Consider the following 14,327-nt stretch of genomic DNA (forward strand, 5'->3'; position numbering starts at 1 on the left):
AGGTTATTTTGCAGTAGCAAAGATACTGGTACTATGTCCTGCATGTAATTTGGCTTTGGGATCCGCTATTTTCTTAGCATGATTCACAGCTATTGGTGCTTCACCAAAGCCTGTTGCAATTAATTTGGCTTTTCCCTCGTACGTACAAACATCGCCTGCTGCAAAAATGCCTGCTATGTTTGTTTCCATTCTAGAATTAACAAGAATAGCATTTTTTTGAAGTTCTAATCCCCATGTTTTAACAGGTCCTAAAGAAGTGACAAAACCGAAGCTTACAATCACATCATCTACATCATATACGAATGATTCATCACCCTTCACTTCTTGAATTAAGACTTTTTCTATAGCTTTATCCGTACCAATAAGCTGCTTAACCTCATAAGGTGTTTTAACATTGACACTTGATTTTTCTAAAAGTGATACACTATGTTCATGAGCACGAAAAGAAGGTCGTCGATGTATTAATGTTATCTCTTCGGCTATAGATTCCAGTGCTAATGCCCAATCTACAGCAGAATCTCCTCCCCCACAAATTAAAACCCTTCTTTCGTTAAATTGTTCTAGGTTTTTGACTGAATAGTGCAGACACGTTTGCTCATACAGATTTGCATATTCTACTTTCAATTTTCTAGGTTGAAATGCACCAGCTCCAGCCGTAATAATTATGGTCTTAGAATAATGGATATCCTTCGATGTTATCACCTTAAAACTACCATCTTCTAAACGAATGATATGCTCTACTGTTTCACTTAAACGAAATGTTGGTGAAAAAGTGTATGCTTGTTCATATAACCGCCTAACCAATTCATGGGCTTTAACACTAGGAAATCCACCGACATCATAAATATACTTATCAGGATATAAAGCAGACAATTGCCCACCCACCTCTGGCAAACTATCAATCACTTTAACGGATGCATTTCGCATACCTGCATAAAAGGCAGTGAAAAGACCTACTGGCCCTGCTCCAATAATGGTAATATCATACAACGTATCTTCTGACATTACCCTTCCCCCTTTCAATAATATTGCAGTCACAGTCATTATCATGTAAAGCACAAACCAACAACTAAATATCGTATTACGTTTTAAATACGAATCCAAAATATTTGTTATATAAAGCATACGTAATTCACCATGTACTGTCAATATAAATATGAGAATATTCTTTATAACAGCTCAGGACCTTGGGGATAGACAACGGAATTTTAAAAGCTAATATGATAAAAAAGAACGGCTACTTAAATCGCACCGCTCCTCTCTTGTAATCATATTCGTTTAGAAAAGACGTCACTTAGAATTTCTACCACGCTATACCCATATGGGTTTCTCTTTATTACTTGAAGTGGGGGCTTACTGCCAGTTATATACGAGATAAATTCCGTCCTTAGATTACCTCATGATTTTCCAAATGGTAACTGATGGTTATAAAGGGTTTGTGCCTCTTGTATCATTCGTTGAAAAAGCTCTTTAACCGTCGGGATATCATTAATAATCGACGCGACCTGTCCAGCATTCACATGACCTTCTAAAAACTTTCCTTCTAGTGCTCCCAAAATATGATGGTTTTCATCCGTTAGATCTAGGTATGTTTTTAAATCTGGATTATTCCTTTCTTCCTCTAACAAATGCTTCCCATAAGGGGTCTTTAAGATCCTTCTTATTTTTCCATATGAACGACCAACAATCATCGTCCCATCAGAGTCAGCGGCACAGAGCGCGCGTTTATATAAACTATGTACTTTCGCATCCTTTGTCGCAATTAGTCTTGTTCCTAACTGCACTCCTTGTGCACCCAAGCTCATTGCAGCCAACACTCCCCTTCCATCACCTATACCTCCTGCAGCAATAACTGGAATAGCTACAGAATCGCATATTTTAGGGACTAGTGTAAATGTAGTAAGCTCTTCCGGTGCATTAATCCCAGCAGCTTCAACACCCTCTGCCACAATAAAATCTGCTCCTTCTTCCTCTGCCTTTATAGCTTGCCTTTCGTTCGCTACCACACAGATTACAATAATATTTTCATTCTTTAATTTAGTTATAAAGGGTGCTGGGTTACCAGCAGACAACGAAACAACAGGGATTTGGTATCCTATAATCAATTTTATTAACTCATCTACATTCTTCTGTACTGATAGTGGTACATTTATAGCAAATGGCTTAGAGGTTTGTTTACGGATTTTGATAATCATATCTTCCAGATAGTTAAGCGAAAGAGTACCTGCTCCAATTGTTCCCAACCCTCCTGCCTCAGACACAGCAACAGCCAATGCTGCATGACTTATGTTACCCATGCCTCCTTGAATGAAAGGAAGGGAAATTCCTAGCTTGCGTGTTAAGTCATTCACTTTTATCCACCTCCGTATAGAATGTGTTATACTGAATTATAACATACTTTATAGGGAGGAATATAGATGATCTACCGTTATAAAGATGCTATACCATCTATAGATGAAACCGCTTTTATTGCTGATGGTGCAAAAATTATTGGAAATGTTGAAATTGGAGCAAAGTCTAGTATATGGTTTAACGTTGTGTTACGTGGAGATGAAGGTCCGATTAAGGTTGGAAAACGCTGTAATATTCAAGAAAACACCATGTGCCACTTGTATGAACAATTTCCATTAACACTTGAAGATGAGGTATCAATTGGCCATAATGCAATTGTTCATGGATGCACATTAAGAAGAGGTGTACTAGTGGGAATGGGTGCTACGGTATTAGATGGGGCTGAGGTAGGAGAATATACGATTATTGGAGCAAATAGCCTTGTCCCATCGGGAAAAGTAGTCCCTCCTCGTTCTCTCGTTCTTGGCTCTCCTGGAAAAGTTGTAAGAACATTAACAGATAAGGATATTCATATGATCGAGGAAACGATTGATACGTATGTTCAGAAAGGACAAGAATTTAAACAAATAGATGTCCTTGAAAAAGTTTTTGAATAGATATTTTCATAGGCTGGAATATACGAAACCTCTCGGGAAGCACAGACACTCGATGAATCGATTTCCCTGACGATATGGAATCATTTCTTCCACGGAAGTGGAGTATATTCCAGTTTTGTAAGAGCAATACTATCTTTTGCGACAGCCCTACTCGCTATACGTTAATATCTCCAGAATCAAATACAGACTCAAAAAACCTTGTAGCTGGTTCTTTAAGGATTTGATAATAATCTGTGAAAAGCGAAGCAGCTGAATCACCTAACCAATTGTCTGGTAGTAATTCTTTAGGTAGACTAGGGTCGATAAATAAAAATTTTCTGTATTGGTGTACAAGTAATGTTCGTTGCACAAAACAGTTGCCGTCATTCATCTCGCCTTTTTCAATTTTGCTCTTATCAATAATATATTTTTGACTATATGCTTGAATAAATTGTGAATAACGTTCATTCACTGCTTCCAAATCCCAGCACTGCTCTACTAAATCTTTATTTTCCTTTGTACCCTCATATGTACCATGAAAAAAGTTAACATAAGCGTCAATATCATATTTTTTTATTAAATCTTTTACCTGCTGTTCTAATGGATTAGGTGTGATCCAACAGCTATTAGATAAAAGACCAAACCCACTCCATACTAATTCTTGCCGCAATTCATCTCTAAGATGGCGCTTTTCTTCTGGAATCGTATAAAGAAGTAGCCTCCATTGCCCATCCCATGACGGTGCTTCTATTTGATAGATCCGTTGAGCAGCTTCATCCATACGAGCCTTTCCTCTGTCTGTTAAAAAGTAATAGCTCCTATTTCCATTCTTTTGGGACTTTACCCACCCTTGCTTATTCATACGAGAAATAGCCGCACGCACCGATTGTTCATTATGACCGAATTCTTCCAATAACCGAATTAAGCTTCCAATCCAAATAACATTGCCATATTGACTAACATAGTCACCATAAAGCGTGAAAATCATGGAGCGTGTATTAAATAATTTTGCCATTTTGTAATTCCATTCCCTTAATCATTGTATATATTCAAAATCATTGAACAAGTTATCCATTCCTATTCTAGCCGAAATAGCTTAACTTGAAAAGAAAGAATCTGAGATAAAAGTAAATAAGAACCAATAAAAAACGAATGATAATTGTTTTAAATTAATTATCATCCGTTTTTTGATTAGAATAATTAATATAGTACATTACATATGCGAACCTCCTTGAAAAAGAAGAACGCTTTTTCTGCGTGCCATGTATCGCTGGCGAAGCCTTCCTTATCCAGCGGGAACAGCACGAGTCCGAAGATTCACTTGATAACGCACCTTTCTTTACCAAGTTAGCTACGTACGTGCCCGTGCAAAGTGAGTATATTTCAGATTGTGCGATGATACTCCTATATCGATTCATATTTTGTAGCACACTCTATACACTATAATGTGGCAGACATCGACGGACGTTTATCAATAATTCGTCTCGCCTTTCCTTCTGAACGTAAAAGTGTTTTAGGCTTTGTCAAACGAACATCAACAGATACAAGCAGTTCCATTTTCAATGTCTTTTTAACTTTTTGAATGAGCTCCAATGACTTTTGGTCATTAAATGATTGTTCAGATAAAGAATTATAAAACAACTCGCATACTTCCACGTGCAATTCCACATGGTCCATTGCACCTTTCTTCAGCAAGTGAATTTCATAATGTGGCTCCAATTCTTCTGCACTACAAATGTAACGTTCAATTTCAGATGGAAATACATTAACCCCTCTAATAATTAACATATCATCAATTCTGCCCTTCACACGGCTCATTTTAATTGTTGTCCTACCACATGCACATCTTTCTCTACTTAATGATGCAACATCACCCGTCCGATATCGAATAATTGGTATGGCTTCCTTCGTCAAACTCGTGAAGACTAATTCTCCATCCTCCCCATCAGGTACAGGCTCTAGCGTTTCAGGATTAATAGCCTCTACAATGAAATGATCCTCGGCAACATGCAATCCTTCTTTACATTCACACTCCATTCCGATGCCGGGTCCCATAACTTCACTTAAACCATAGATGTCTAACGCATCCAGATCAAACATTTGCTCTATTATATCCCTCATTTTCTCTGACCAAGGCTCTGCACCAAGGATTGCCAATTTCAACGACGTGTTAGCTGGATTAATTCCTTGATTTATCATTGTCTCACCAATGTTTAATAGATAAGAAGGCGTCGAGCAAATAATACGTGGCTTAAAATCTTGGATCATAGCTATTTGCTTATTTGTATTCCCTCCGGAAATTGGAACAGTTGCACATCCTAGATATTCAGATCCATGGTGAATACCTAATCCACCTGTAAAAAGACCGTAGCCAAAAGCATTATGTAGAATATCACCCTTCCGGCCACCAGCCATATAAATAGCACGAGCCACCATATGTCCCCAGTGGCTAATATCATTTTTTGTATATGCAACGACAGTTGGTTTACCACTAGTACCAGATGATGCATGGATTCTAACGACCTCATTAACTGGAGTCGCTAACAACTGGAACGGATAATTCTCGCGTAAATGGTGTTTTTTCGTAAAAGGAAGTTCTTGGAACTGCTGCCATGAACAAAAGTCATCGGGAGTAATAGGAATGCGTTGCAGAGCTTCTCTGTAAAAAGGTACATTTTCATAAGCATGTTTAATGGATTTCTTTAGTCGAGACCATTGTAAATCCTTCATTTGCAGATGACTCCACTGTTCTTCTTTTGAAAAAGTAGACATAATATCCCCCTTTCACATGATATTTTTTAAACGAATTCACCAAAATTGTTACATATAAAGTATCTTTTATTGAAAGCGCTGTCAATATTTGTGATGCTGTAGTAAAAGCAATAATTCATTCATAAGCCTAATTACATAGGTGTTTATTGTATTAACAAAAATTTAAAAATATTTCGCTATTGATATTTATATAACGTTTTATTATAATTGCGTTAATTAATCGTAATAAGGAGTTGAGAAAATGTATATTTATGGAGGCGCATCTGCTGCTGATCATGAAAAGGATACAGAAAAGCATACTGTTTTCATGAAACGAATAGAGGCAGGAGAAAAAATTGAGGCAGATGACTGGATGCCAGATGAATACAGAAATGCATTAATCAAACTCATATCCATGCACGGAATTAGCGAAATCATGGGAGCTCTACCTGAAAAAGAATGGGTACCCAAAGCACCCAGCTTGAAAAGAAAACTAGGCATTATGGCTAAGGTTCAAGATGAAATGGGTCATGGCCAATTATTACTTCGTGTAGCTGAGGATTTAATTAAACCCTATGGTAAAAACAGGGAGAATATCATGCAAGACTTATTAAACGGCAAGCTTAAGTTTCATAATGTTTTCCATATGCCCACAAAAACATGGGCAGATGCAGGCATAGTCGGTTGGTTAGTAGATGGAGCAGCTATCATTTCACAAACAAATATGTTAGACGCCTCATATGGACCTTACCAACGAGCACTTCAACGAATTTGTCAGGAAGAAGTATTCCATGCACAGCATGGAGAATCTATTATTATGGCTCTTGCAGAAGGATCTAACAAGCAAAGAGATATGTTACAGGAAGCTCTTGATCGTTGGTGGTCATCATTACTCATGTTTTTTGGGCCAGCTTCAGCAACAACAACTGGTTCTTCTAAGCAGGAAATAACTACGAAATATCGAATTAGGAAAAGTTCTAATGAGGAACTAAGGCAAGCTTTCTTGGATAAGTACTTACCTCGAATTTTCTCTTTGGGATTAACGGTACCAGATGAAACTATTCATTATGATGAAGCCAATAAACGTTGGGAATACAAACAACCAGATTGGAATGAATTCAAAAAAATCATTAGTAATAATGGGCCTTGTTCAAAGCAACGATTACGATTAAGAGACATAGCCTACGAAAATAATCGATGGGTTCGACAAGCTTTAGCTCCTCAAGCTGTCGTCTCCTAATTAAGAAAGGAGGATCATGCAGATATGACTAGTCACGATGGATCGAATTTTTACCAGGAGTATGAAGTTTTTAGCAAAAAAAATGCAAAATCACCTATTCAGCATCAATTTAGTTTACTAGCACCTAACGATGAAATGGCATTAAATATGGCACAGGAAAATTTTATGCGCAGAGAAAATGTTATTGATGTATGGGTTGTACCACGCAGCCAAATTCGTTCTATGACCAGTGAGGAGCGGCAACTATGGACGAAACGATTAGATAACAAGGAATATCGTACAACAAAAGGCTATGGATACCTACGGAAAAAATGGCGTGAAAAAGAGCAAGGAATGCTAGATGAGAAAGAAATTATGTCGTGGAAAGAGGTGAAAAAATTGTGAAACGGATAGATACAGCAAAAGAAGCGAAACAAAATCCTTCCTACTTTGAGGCACTTGTTGAATTACTATTTCAGCTTGCCGACGACGACTTTATCATTTCCTTCCGAGGATCTGAATGGCTAGGCTTAGCTCCTCACATAGAAGAAGATGTAGCTCTTTCGTCCATTACCCAAAATACAATGGGGCACGCTTCTCTATATTACCACTTGCTAGAAGACTTAGATATAGGTAACGCAGATAAGTTAGCACATGAACGGCAAGCGGTGGAAAGAAGAAATGCCAGCTATTTTGAGAGAAAAAACGGTGAAGGTTCATACTTGCAAGAACCTTATTACGACTGGGCGCTAACAGTAGTAAGACAATTTCTTTTTGAAACAATGAAGAAAGTTAAATTGGAGACCATTATAAATAGTTCCTATCAACCACTAGCAGATATTGCTAATAAAGTTTTAATGGAGCAGCCATATCATTTAGCACATTGGCGCATGTGGTTAAAGCAGTTGCTTGGATCGACAGAGGAAGCACAAAATAAGGTTCAGTTTCAATTGGAAGCTGCCTGGCCAGCTTGTGCGGATATTATAGGCTTAGGTCCAAAAGCATTTGAACTTGAGAAGCATCATTTAATTGCAGGTGAGGATTACCTTCGAAAGCAGTGGCTAAAAGAGCTGGAACAGTCTTTATCCTTACCATCTTCGCTTTTTGTTGATAATCATCCTGCGAGGGGAAGATATGGAGAACATACAGCAGATTTAGATCAAGCATTAAGCACGCTAAGTGAAGTATATAATAGTGACCAAAAGGCTGTATGGTAAGCATTTGCTTAAGGAGGTGACCAACTTGAGTATGGAGCTAAAACAAAAGGAAATCTATGAAACGCTTAAGAAGGTTGATGATCCTGAATTAACCGCAGTTAGCGTGGTTGACCTAGGAATGGTTCATAAAGTTTCTATCGATGGAGGTACAGTATCAATTACGATGGTCCCTACATTTGCAGGCTGTCCTGCTTTAGATTTCATCCAAAAAAATGTGCAGACTGCAGTCCAAAAGCTTCATTGGGTTATGGATTGTCAGGTTACTTTCTCCTTTCAATTAACATGGTCGACCACCTCCATTACGAATCATGGCAAGCAACAGTTAAAAAAGCACGGGATAGCTCCTCCACCTGAAAATTATATTCCAGGGGATGAGTGGACAGTGGACTGTCCATACTGTGGTTCTGCATTCACATCAATGGAGAATGTATTTGGACCTACTGCGTGTCGTAGTATTTTATATTGCGCAGCTTGTAAAAATCCATTTGAAGCAATGAAACCTGTATTAGATCATCATACCATCACTTAATTTAGAAAGGGGTATATATATGGTGAAACTTATTGCGTTATACAAACAACCGGAGGACAAGGAAGCATTTGATGAGCATTATTTCAATACACATACACCAATAACAAAAAAGATTCCTGGATTAAGAGAAATGAAGGTTACTAGAATTGTAGGTTCACCAATGGGGAAATCTGATTATTATTTACTATGCGAGATGTATTATGACAACCATGATGCATTGAAACAAGCAATGAAAACAGCAGAGGGAAAGGCATCAGGAAAAGATGTTATGAATTTTGCAGGTGACATCGTATCACTAATGATTGGTGAGGAAATTGATGACGAGTGAGTATATAAACACGTATATCATAGATAAGGTCGGTGTCATCCAGCTATTTCGCCCCAATGTAGCGAATGCTTTAAACAGGTTAATGGTTAAGGAAATTGTTGAACAGTTGGAGCACTTTGACCATAATTCTTCGGTTCGAGTTATTCTTTTGAAAGGAAATGAAAAAGCGTTTGCAGCAGGTGCAGATATTGGTGAAATGCTGGATGATTCTCCACTATCACTTGAAATGTCTAACCCATTTGCTGACTGGGATCGTATCAGATTAATTAAGAAACCAATCATTGCAGCCGTTGAAGGTCTTGCCTTAGGTGGAGGGTTTGAATTAGCACTACATTGTGATTTAGTAGTTGCTGGAGAAAACGCTACATTTGGTTTTCCAGAAGTGTCATTGGGCGTCATGCCAGGAGCAGGTGGAACCCAACTTTTAACAAAAGCAGTGGGCAAAGCAAAAGCATTGGAATGGATATGGCTTGGAAAAATGATCCGTGCACAAGAAGTACTCGATCACGGTGTCATTAATCAAGTAGTAGCTAACGAAATTGTTGAAGAGGAAGCAATGCGACTGGCAGAGCAACTTTCTAATCAAGCACCTTTGGCCATTCGGTTAATAAAAGAGGCAGTATATGAAGCTATGGATACATCTTTAATGGAAGGGTTGAAGTTAGAAAGAAAGAACTTTTATCTTACTTTCTCTTCACAGGATCAAACAGAGGGCATGAAGGCATTTATGGAAAAACGAAATCCTTCTTTCAAAGGAGAATGAATATGAATGAAAATTTTCAAGCCATTAACTATAGCCAATCAAACGGCATAGCTACTATTCTACTGAATCGACCTTCTGCCTATAATGCTTTTACAGAAACCATGAATCTAGAGATTATGAAAGCTCTACGATTAGCAGTAAAGGACGATTTAGTTAGGTGTATCGTCATTACAGGTGCAGGAAAAGCCTTTTGTTCAGGAGAAGACTTAGCTGGCATAGATACTAACACAAATCATGCTACTCTATTACGCAAACGCTATCATCCGATGATGGAAGCTATGAGAAAAACTTCTAAACCCATCGTTGCAGCTGTCAATGGAACGGCTGCAGGCGCTGGCATGAGTTTAGCATTGGCAGCTGATTTCCGATTAGTGAAGCCAGATGTTAAATTTGTAAGTGCATTTATCAATATTGGCTTAATACCAGATTCTGGATTCTTATATATCCTACCACGCCTTATTGGATATGCCAAGGCATTAGAAATATCTATACTTGGTAAACCGATAACCGGCAAGGAGGCATATCAGCTTGGATTAGCAACCGAATTAATCGATTCATCTGAATGGGATGAAAAAGTTAGTGCGTTTTCGCAAAAACTTGCGGCTTTACCGACCAAATCCGTTTCATTAATTAAACGCTATATGCTAGATGGCATGAATCTTCCTTTTGATAACATGCTCGAAAAAGAAGCGCAAGCACAGCGAATTGCTGGAATGTCAAAGGATCATCATGAAGGATTGCAGGCATTCAAAGAGAAACGCAAGCCAACATTTGTTGGCAAATAATAAAAGGAGTGATAACAATGGCAAGTACTGTCGTAGCAGATTTAGCAAAAGAGGTTAAACCGATGAAACGAGATTACTACCGAATGATTATAAATGGGGAGCGTGTTGATAGTAGCTCTAAAGAGACATTCACAACATACAACCCGGCTAAGGGTGAAATTTTAGCCACAGTTGCAAGGGCAACGACAGAAGATGCAGAAAGAGCTGTACAAGCAGCAAGGCAATCATTTAATCACGGTAAATGGAGAAAATACCCTGTAGGTAAGCGTGCTCGTGTCCTTAATAAAATTGCTACTATTATGCGGGAGCGCTTCAATGAGCTTGTTGAAATGGAAGTACTTAACAGCGGTAAATCGATAGGAGCTGCACAAGTTCAAATAAATCAATCTATCGAAGACTTTGAATTTTATGCCGGAGCAATTGTCGGTCATCGCGGAACCGTTAATAACATGCCTAATGGATTTCTAAATTATACACACAAAGAACCAATCGGTGTTTGCGCTCAGATTATACCGTGGAACTATCCAATGATGATGGCAGCCTGGAAGATAGCACCCGCAATTGCTGCAGGATGTTCTGTCATTATAAAGCCTGCTAGTTTAACACCTATTACAGCAATTATATTAAACGAAATTTGTCACGAAGCTGGAGTACCTGAAGGAGTTGTTAATACACTTCCTGGTTCAGGTAAAGTTATCGGCGACTATCTTGTAGAACACAATGACATCAACAAGGTAGCGTTCACCGGATCGACCGATACTGGTAAAGAAATTATGAAAAAGTCTGCAAGCACCTTAAAGCGTTTAACGCTTGAGCTTGGTGGAAAGTCACCAAATATTGTATTCGAAGACGCAGATTTAAATGCAGCAGTACCAGGTTCATTATTTGGTATCTTCTTTAACACTGGACAATCCTGCGAAGCACGCTCTCGACTCTTCGTTCATGAATCTATCTATGATGAATTTATGGAGCAATTTATTGCCAAAACGGAAAGATTACAATCTGGTGATCCCTTTGATAAAGGTACACATCTCGGCTCCATCATTAGTCAAGAACAATTGGAAGTCATTGATGGGTATGTGCAATCCGCAATACAGGACGGTGCGACAATCGCTACTGGTGGCAAGGCATTGAAAATAGAAGGGTTTGAAAACGGATATTGGTATGCGCCGACCATCATTACAGATGTCACTCCTGACATGAAAGTAGTTCGAGAGGAAATATTCGGACCGGTAGTTGTCGTAGAAACGTTCACAGATGAAAAAGATGTTGTTAAACGAGCAAATGATACTGAGTATGGGCTTGGATCTGCTATTTGGACTACTAATCAAGGTAGAGCAACACGAGTCTCCCACCAAATTGAAGCAGGTATTGTAATGGTAAATAATCCATTTTCAGCATTCCCTGGAACACCATTTGGAGGATATAAGCATTCCGGATTTGGTAGAGAACTTTGTGTCGAAACACTAGATCTCTACTTGGAAGACAAAAGTATACTCTCTTATTATGGACCCAAACCATTAAATCCATTTGGTGTGTAGGAGGTTACAGATGACTAACCAGAATATTACAGTCGCTGGTGCAGGAGTTATGGGCCGAGGCATTGCATATGTCTCTGCCCTTGCTGGCTTTCATACTATTTTAGTAGATGTTTCTAAAGATCAATTAGAGTCCGCCATAAAATATGTAAATACCACGGCTCAAAAAGGCATTCAAAAGGGAAAAATCACTAAAAAACAGGCAAAAAACGTATTAGCTAATTTAGAAACAACTAGTAAATTAAAAGAAGCCCTTGTGACAACAGATTTATTTATTGAAGCAGTTCCAGAGAAGCAGCATATTAAGAAAATGCTAATGCAGGATGCTGATGCGTTTGCTCCGAAGCATACTATATTTGCTTCTAATACTTCTACTATTAGTCCGACCGAACTAGCATCTTTTACTAATCGACCAGAACAGGTTGCAGTCATGCATTTTTTTAATCCAGTCATACAAATGCCGCTTGTTGAAATAGTTCGTGGCATTCAGACAAACGATCAAACAGTAGAAGTTATTCAAGAGGTAGCAAAAAAATTAGGAAAGGAAAGTGTACAAGTTAATGAGTTTCCAGGTTTTGTTACTAGCAGAATAAGTGCATTAGTAGGAAATGAAGCATTTCATATGCTTCAAGAAGGTGTAGCAACTGCTGAAGATATAGATAAGGCCATTCGTCTAGGGCTAAATTATCCAATGGGTCCTTTAGAGCTATCCGACTTGGTAGGACTAGATGCACGTCTCAATAATTTAAAATATTTACATGAAACATTAGGAGAAAAGTACCGGCCAGCACCATTATTAGAACAGCTTGTAAAAGCAGGTCGATTAGGAAAAAAAACAATGCATGGCATATATAAGTACAATGAGTAGGAGGAAATACAATGCACGAAGTTGTTATCGTTGATGCCGTTAGAACCCCCATCGGTCGTTACAATGGCGCTTTAAAAACGGTGCGTCCAGATGACTTAGGTGCACATGTCCTACGAGCCATTAAGGAACGAAATCCTGCATTACCACTTAATAAAGTAGAAGAAGTCATTATGGGGAATGCAAATGGTGCGGGTGAAGATAATCGCAATGTTGCTCGGATGTCTACCCTCTTGGCCGATTATCCAACAGAAATTGGCGGAACTACGATCAATCGGCTTTGTGGGTCAGGATTAGATGCTGTTACTTATGCTGCAAGAGCCATTGCATTAGGACACGGTGATATTATGATTGCAGGTGGAACAGAGAGTATGACACGAGCTCCCTATGTATTGGGAAAATCAGATAAGGACTTCAAACGTGGTGATCAAATTCTCCAAGATACAACAATTGGTTGGCGATTTACGAATCCTTCCTTAGAAGAAAAATATGGTACCGATTCTATGCCAGAAACAGCAGAAAACGTTGCTAAGTTATATGAAATCTCTCGATCAGAACAGGACGAATTTGCTCTTCAAAGTCAAATGAAAGCTAAATCAGCAATGGACAATGGGATCCTTCAAGCAGAAATAACTCCAGTACCTATTCATGATCGAAAATTAGGGGTATATAACTTAGAAATAGACGAACACCCTAGATCGCATACTTCTAGAGAAAAACTAAAGAAGCTCCCTCCCTTGTTTTCAGATGGTAGCGTAACTGCAGGAAATGCTTCTGGAATTAACGATGGCGCCTCTGCCATCCTGTTAATGAACAGAGAAACAGCGAATAGGCTAGGATTAGAACCAATGGCTACCTATGTTACTTCAGCTGTTGCTGGTGTAGAACCGAGAATCATGGGAATTGGTCCAATTACAGCTACTAAGAAAGCATTGAAAAGAGCAAATATGACTGTCGATGACCTTGATTTAATTGAGTTAAATGAAGCATTTGCTGCGCAATCACTTGCTTGTATACGTTCATTAGAATTAGATCAGGAAAAAGTAAATGTTAATGGGGGAGCCATCGCTTACGGCCACCCATTGGGAGCCAGTGGAGCGAGAATCTTAACCTCTTTAGTACATGAAATGAAAAGAAGACAATGTAAAACCGGTTTGGCTACAATGTGTATTGGTGTCGGTCAAGGAATATCTATCATTGTTAAAAGAGATTAGGATGCAGTGAAACTTCAATCAGTTGTGGACCTTGTTTATCCCCACGGATTGTTAGTACCATTAAGAAAAACGGAGCAAAATTCGCTCAGTCCTTATCACTAAATGCTCAGATTTACGCTTTCTCTAGTAGCTATTATGGAATAATAGCTACTGCTTGACCACCACTCCGGCTGCCCACTTCCCTTTCCGTG

The 14,327-nt window shown here is 38.7% G+C and carries 15 protein-coding genes; 11 read left to right on the plus strand and 4 right to left on the minus strand.

What is annotated here, in order from left to right:
* Positions 1-3 precede the first annotated feature (3 nt).
* Positions 4-1,005 carry an NAD(P)/FAD-dependent oxidoreductase gene (locus tag ABDZ84_RS16660; protein WP_166530437.1) on the minus strand — a complete coding sequence of 334 codons (1,002 nt, stop codon included), beginning with the start codon at positions 1,003-1,005 and terminating at the stop codon, positions 4-6.
* Between the two features lie 392 nt (positions 1,006-1,397).
* The gene (locus ABDZ84_RS16665) at positions 1,398-2,351 is read right to left on the minus strand and encodes an NAD(P)H-dependent flavin oxidoreductase (protein ID WP_026679772.1); all 954 of its coding nucleotides are present in this window, start codon (positions 2,349-2,351) and stop codon (positions 1,398-1,400) included.
* A 66-nt stretch (positions 2,352-2,417) separates the two neighbouring features.
* Here ABDZ84_RS16665 and ABDZ84_RS16670 point away from each other — a divergent pair, with 66 nt between their 5' ends.
* Complete coding sequence (locus ABDZ84_RS16670; protein WP_026679773.1) at positions 2,418-2,948, plus strand: gamma carbonic anhydrase family protein; 531 nt, start codon at positions 2,418-2,420, stop codon at positions 2,946-2,948.
* 154 nt (positions 2,949-3,102) lie between these two features.
* Here ABDZ84_RS16670 and paaX read toward each other — a convergent pair whose 3' ends face one another.
* Together paaX and ABDZ84_RS16680 are read right to left on the minus strand one after the other, a co-directional pair.
* Entirely contained in the window at positions 3,103-3,942 is an 840-nt protein-coding gene (gene paaX / locus ABDZ84_RS16675; RefSeq protein WP_026679774.1) for a phenylacetic acid degradation operon negative regulatory protein PaaX, read from the minus strand.
* Between the two features lie 425 nt (positions 3,943-4,367).
* Positions 4,368-5,699, minus strand: a complete 1,332-nt coding sequence (locus ABDZ84_RS16680) for a phenylacetate--CoA ligase family protein (protein WP_051388230.1) — start codon at positions 5,697-5,699, stop codon at positions 4,368-4,370.
* 307 nt (positions 5,700-6,006) lie between these two features.
* Here ABDZ84_RS16680 and paaA point away from each other — a divergent pair, with 307 nt between their 5' ends.
* The 10 genes from paaA to ABDZ84_RS16730 are packed head-to-tail and all read left to right on the plus strand — an operon-like array spanning position 6,007 to position 14,136.
* Positions 6,007-6,918 (plus strand): 1,2-phenylacetyl-CoA epoxidase subunit PaaA, encoded by a 912-nt coding sequence (paaA, locus tag ABDZ84_RS16685; RefSeq protein ID WP_371414010.1) that lies wholly within the window; start codon positions 6,007-6,009, stop codon positions 6,916-6,918.
* A 24-nt stretch (positions 6,919-6,942) separates the two neighbouring features.
* Positions 6,943-7,302, plus strand: coding sequence for a 1,2-phenylacetyl-CoA epoxidase subunit PaaB (gene paaB, locus ABDZ84_RS16690; RefSeq protein WP_026679777.1), 360 nt, complete (start codon positions 6,943-6,945; stop codon positions 7,300-7,302).
* The gene (gene paaC / locus ABDZ84_RS16695; RefSeq protein WP_308036054.1) at positions 7,299-8,114 is read left to right on the plus strand and encodes a 1,2-phenylacetyl-CoA epoxidase subunit PaaC; all 816 of its coding nucleotides are present in this window, start codon (positions 7,299-7,301) and stop codon (positions 8,112-8,114) included. Before paaB ends, paaC begins: the two co-directional genes overlap by 4 nt.
* A gap of 31 nt (positions 8,115-8,145) precedes the next feature.
* Complete coding sequence (gene paaD, locus ABDZ84_RS16700; RefSeq protein ID WP_051388231.1) at positions 8,146-8,643, plus strand: 1,2-phenylacetyl-CoA epoxidase subunit PaaD; 498 nt, start codon at positions 8,146-8,148, stop codon at positions 8,641-8,643.
* 19 nt (positions 8,644-8,662) lie between these two features.
* Entirely contained in the window at positions 8,663-8,971 is a 309-nt protein-coding gene (locus ABDZ84_RS16705) for an EthD family reductase (RefSeq protein ID WP_026679780.1), read from the plus strand.
* The gene (locus ABDZ84_RS16710) at positions 8,961-9,734 is read left to right on the plus strand and encodes an enoyl-CoA hydratase/isomerase family protein (protein WP_343782311.1); all 774 of its coding nucleotides are present in this window, start codon (positions 8,961-8,963) and stop codon (positions 9,732-9,734) included. The genes ABDZ84_RS16705 and ABDZ84_RS16710 overlap by 11 nt, the downstream gene beginning before the upstream one ends.
* Positions 9,735-9,736: 2 nt before the next feature.
* Positions 9,737-10,519, plus strand: a complete 783-nt coding sequence (locus tag ABDZ84_RS16715) for an enoyl-CoA hydratase/isomerase family protein (protein ID WP_121604409.1) — start codon at positions 9,737-9,739, stop codon at positions 10,517-10,519.
* A 17-nt stretch (positions 10,520-10,536) separates the two neighbouring features.
* Positions 10,537-12,060 (plus strand): aldehyde dehydrogenase family protein, encoded by a 1,524-nt coding sequence (locus ABDZ84_RS16720; protein WP_026679783.1) that lies wholly within the window; start codon positions 10,537-10,539, stop codon positions 12,058-12,060.
* Between the two features lie 10 nt (positions 12,061-12,070).
* A complete protein-coding gene (locus ABDZ84_RS16725; RefSeq protein ID WP_026679784.1) occupies positions 12,071-12,925 on the plus strand; it encodes a 3-hydroxyacyl-CoA dehydrogenase in 855 nt (284 codons plus the stop codon).
* Between the two features lie 11 nt (positions 12,926-12,936).
* The gene (locus ABDZ84_RS16730) at positions 12,937-14,136 is read left to right on the plus strand and encodes a thiolase family protein (RefSeq protein ID WP_026679785.1); all 1,200 of its coding nucleotides are present in this window, start codon (positions 12,937-12,939) and stop codon (positions 14,134-14,136) included.
* Positions 14,137-14,327: the final 191 nt, after the last annotated feature.

Origin of the sequence: Virgibacillus salarius, from assembly GCF_039521925.1 — a bacterium.
Lineage (GTDB): Bacteria > Bacillota > Bacilli > Bacillales > Amphibacillaceae > Virgibacillus > Virgibacillus salarius.

Excerpts from the sequence above, each read along its gene's own strand:
- ABDZ84_RS16730 (WP_026679785.1), top strand. The coding sequence starts at position 12,937 with ATGCACGAAGTTGTTATCGTTGATGCCGTTAGAACCCCCATCGGTCGT.
- paaD (WP_051388231.1), top strand. The coding sequence starts at position 8,146 with ATGGAGCTAAAACAAAAGGAAATCTATGAAACGCTTAAGAAGGTTGAT.
- ABDZ84_RS16715 (WP_121604409.1), top strand. The coding sequence starts at position 9,737 with ATGAATGAAAATTTTCAAGCCATTAACTATAGCCAATCAAACGGCATA.
- paaB (WP_026679777.1), top strand. The coding sequence starts at position 6,943 with ATGACTAGTCACGATGGATCGAATTTTTACCAGGAGTATGAAGTTTTT.
- ABDZ84_RS16670 (WP_026679773.1), top strand. The coding sequence starts at position 2,418 with ATGATCTACCGTTATAAAGATGCTATACCATCTATAGATGAAACCGCT.
- ABDZ84_RS16660 (WP_166530437.1), bottom strand. The coding sequence starts at position 1,005 with ATGTCAGAAGATACGTTGTATGATATTACCATTATTGGAGCAGGGCCA.
- ABDZ84_RS16725 (WP_026679784.1), top strand. The coding sequence starts at position 12,071 with ATGACTAACCAGAATATTACAGTCGCTGGTGCAGGAGTTATGGGCCGA.
- paaX (WP_026679774.1), bottom strand. The coding sequence starts at position 3,942 with ATGGCAAAATTATTTAATACACGCTCCATGATTTTCACGCTTTATGGT.
- ABDZ84_RS16680 (WP_051388230.1), bottom strand. The coding sequence starts at position 5,699 with ATGTCTACTTTTTCAAAAGAAGAACAGTGGAGTCATCTGCAAATGAAG.
- ABDZ84_RS16720 (WP_026679783.1), top strand. The coding sequence starts at position 10,537 with ATGGCAAGTACTGTCGTAGCAGATTTAGCAAAAGAGGTTAAACCGATG.
- paaA (WP_371414010.1), top strand. The coding sequence starts at position 6,007 with ATGAAACGAATAGAGGCAGGAGAAAAAATTGAGGCAGATGACTGGATG.
- ABDZ84_RS16710 (WP_343782311.1), top strand. The coding sequence starts at position 8,961 with ATGACGAGTGAGTATATAAACACGTATATCATAGATAAGGTCGGTGTC.
- ABDZ84_RS16705 (WP_026679780.1), top strand. The coding sequence starts at position 8,663 with ATGGTGAAACTTATTGCGTTATACAAACAACCGGAGGACAAGGAAGCA.